This window comes from uncultured Blautia sp., assembly GCF_902497045.1.
GTDB lineage: Bacteria > Bacillota > Clostridia > Lachnospirales > Lachnospiraceae > Blautia_A.
Map to the genome: position 1 here is coordinate 1 of NZ_CABVDF010000275.1, position 3,160 is coordinate 3,160.

The window sequence follows — 3,160 nt, forward strand, 5'->3', positions numbered from 1 at the left end:
TGAATTTATTTGGATTCGGGCGACGTCATACAATTGATCGTACTTTTGATCCTGCTGCTTCTTTCTGCTTTTTTTTCATCAGCAGAAACAGCAATGACAACTGTTAATAAAATTTATATTATGTCTTTGGTAAACGAGGGAAATAAGAGAGCAAAGATCCTGCAGAAGATCATTGACAATCCGGGAAAGCTTCTCAGCACGATCCTGATTGGAAATAATATTGTAAATCTGTCTGCGTCTTCTCTTGCTACCACCTGGACAACACGGGTATTGGGAAATGCCTTCGTAGGAATCGCAACAGGAATTCTGACTTTGCTGGTCCTGCTTTTTGGAGAGATCACACCTAAGACCATGGCTACTTTATATGCAGAAAAGCTGTCCATGTCTTATGCCCCGGTTATTTATTTCCTTATGAAAGTGCTTACTCCTGTAATCTTTATTGTGAACAGGCTGTCCAATGGTATTCTGTATATACTGGGAGTCGATCCAAAGGGAAAACAAAGCACGATGACAGAGCAGGAGCTGAGAACCATCGTAGATGTAAGCCATGAGGACGGGGTAATTGAGTCAGAAGAGAAAAAGATGATCTACAATGTGTTTGATTTTGGCGATTCAAGAGCAAAAGATGTGATGGTGCCCAGAATCGATATGTCCTTTATTGATGTAAATGCCACCTATGAGGAACTCCTTGACAGTTTTAAGGAGGATGGATATACACGTTATCCGGTTTATGAAGACAGTACGGACAATATTATTGGAACTATTAATATGAAGGATCTTCTTCTCTGGAACCCGAAAGAAAAATTTTCCATTCGTGATATTCTCCGGAAACCGTATTTCACATATGAACATAAAAGTACAGCTGCTCTTCTGATGGAAATGAAGCAGTATTCTGTTAATTTTGTGATTGTTCTGGACGAATACGGTGCTACGGCAGGTATGATCACAATGGAAGACCTTCTGGAAGAAATCGTCGGTGAGATCCGTGACGAGTATGACGCAGATGAAGTAGAGGATATGCAGGAAATTGTTCCTGACAGGGAATATACAGCACAGGGATCTGCGAAGCTGGATGACCTGAATGAAGCACTTGGGCTGAAACTGGATTCGGAAGATTATGATTCCATTGGCGGATACATCATTGAAAAATTAGATTATTTCCCGAAAGAAGGAGAGTCTTATATAACGGAAGATGGTGTGAAACTGGTGGTAGATGCGACAGAAAAAAATCGTATAGAGGCCGTCCATATTTATATTCCGGAAGGCTATTATGATTCCGGAAATGATAGGGATGAATAACAGGGAGAATTTCAGAATGGAAAGAAATCAGATCTTTATCAAATATGGAACAGATTATAAAGAAATGACAAAGGAACTGTTGGAGGAAAGCAGGCTGGCAGACCTGATCGGAGACAAAAAACTTCGAATCGGGATCAAACCTAATATGGTTTCTGCTTCTGATCCTTCCAACGGAGCTACTACTCACAGAGAAATTCTGGCCGGAATTGCAGAATACCTGCAGGAAAAAGATTTTCATGATCTGACCATGATCGAAGGATCCTGGGTAGGAGAACGTACCATGGATGTTTTTTATGCCTGTGGTTATGATGAGATTTGCAATACATATAAAATTAAATTTCATGATACACAGAAGGACAAAGGCTATACAGAAGACTGCTGTGGTATGGAACTGAATATCTGTGCCGGGGTGAAAGATATTGATTTTCTTATTAATGTTCCGGTGCTGAAAGGGCACTGTCAGACAAAGATCACCTGTGCCCTTAAGAATATGAAAGGATTGATACCTAATTCTGAAAAAAGGCGTTTTCATTCTTTGGGGCTTCATAAGCCCATAGCCCATTTGAACGCAGGAATTCATCAGGATTTTATTGTGGTGGATAATATTTGTGGGGATCTGGATTTTGAAGATGGAGGAAATCCGGTAGAGATGAACCGGGTGCTTGTTGGCAGGGATCCGGTATTGATAGATGCTTATGTATGTCATATGATGCATTATGAGACTGCCGATGTTCCTTATGTAGAAATGGCAGGAAAACTTGGAATTGGCTGCTCTGATATTACCATGGCGGATATTCGTGTCTGCGGCTCAGATATGGAAAAACAGCTTCCCAGATCCAGAAAAGTGATAGAGGTTGCAGATGCAGTAGAAGAAGTAGAATCCTGCAGTGCCTGCTACGGTTATCTGATTCCGGCTCTGGATATGCTGAAACAGGAGGGGCTTCTGGACAGGCTCCATGAAAAAATCCATATCGGACAAGGATTTCGAGGAAAAACGGGGGAGCTTGGAATTGGCAGCTGTACCAGAAATTTCTGTCATCATCTGGAAGGGTGCCCTCCGGTGGAAGATCAGGTATATCAGTTTTTGAAGGATTATATTGAAAATCATCAAAAATAAGTAAAAAAGGATCATGAAAAACCAGCTTTTGATAAAGCAGCTTTTCACGATCCTTTTTCTTAAAGTTTAAAAATATACTTTGAACATATGGTTCAATATGATCAGAAGTCCCGGGCAGCTTCAGTAAGGATTTCAAGAATCTGATCTTCTGTAAAACGGCTGCTGTCAATGCAAAGATCGTACTGACTTAGATCCGTCCATTTTGCATCTGTAAAAAATTCATAATATGCGCGGCGTTCTTTATCCATTCGTTTTACCATTTTGCGGGCGCTTTTTTCCTCACGGCCGGTCCGTGCCTGTACGTTGCGGACACGGAGATCAAAAGGAGCGTGGATATAAACGCTGAGACACCGTTCTTTCAGGATATAGTTGGCGCATCGGCCCACAATGACGCAGTTCCCTTTTTCGGCAAGAGAAAGAATGATCTCCTTTTGTGCATCATACAGCACATCATTCATAGGCAGTGTATAAAAATCAGGAGTGATCTGTACATCATGGTCACCGGAAAAACGCCATTGGTGAGGTTTTTTTTCATCTACCTTTGCCAGTTCGGCAAAAGGAATCTGTTTTTCTTTTCCCGCCAGTTCGATCAGTTCTTTATCATAAAAGGCAAATCCAAGTTTTTCTGCCAGAGCTTTGCCGATGACACGGCCGCCGCTGCCGTACATTCGATTGATAGTGATAATACGTTTACTCATAAGTAGTCCTCCCTCCTAATATCTATGTCTTTATCATATCATAATT

Annotated in this window: 3 protein-coding genes; 2 read left to right on the plus strand and 1 reads right to left on the minus strand. The window is 41.3% G+C overall.

Features of this window, described 5'->3' with window-relative positions; genetic code table 11:
• Positions 1-9 precede the first annotated feature (9 nt).
• Positions 10-1,299 carry a hemolysin family protein gene (locus RDS42_RS13625; protein ID WP_308784131.1) on the plus strand — a complete coding sequence of 430 codons (1,290 nt, stop codon included), beginning with the start codon at positions 10-12 and terminating at the stop codon, positions 1,297-1,299.
• A gap of 16 nt (positions 1,300-1,315) precedes the next feature.
• The gene (locus tag RDS42_RS13630) at positions 1,316-2,416 is read left to right on the plus strand and encodes a DUF362 domain-containing protein (RefSeq protein ID WP_308784132.1); all 1,101 of its coding nucleotides are present in this window, start codon (positions 1,316-1,318) and stop codon (positions 2,414-2,416) included.
• 101 nt (positions 2,417-2,517) lie between these two features.
• On the opposite strand, the gene RDS42_RS13635 is transcribed toward RDS42_RS13630, so the two are convergent.
• Positions 2,518-3,114, minus strand: a complete 597-nt coding sequence (locus RDS42_RS13635; protein ID WP_308784133.1) for a cytidylate kinase-like family protein — start codon at positions 3,112-3,114, stop codon at positions 2,518-2,520.
• Positions 3,115-3,160 lie beyond the last annotated feature (46 nt).

Bases quoted from the DNA above. Each gene is read 5' to 3' on its own strand.
- RDS42_RS13635 (WP_308784133.1), bottom strand. From the start codon at position 3,114: ATGAGTAAACGTATTATCACTATCAATCGAATGTACGGCAGCGGCGGC.
- RDS42_RS13630 (WP_308784132.1), top strand. From the start codon at position 1,316: ATGGAAAGAAATCAGATCTTTATCAAATATGGAACAGATTATAAAGAA.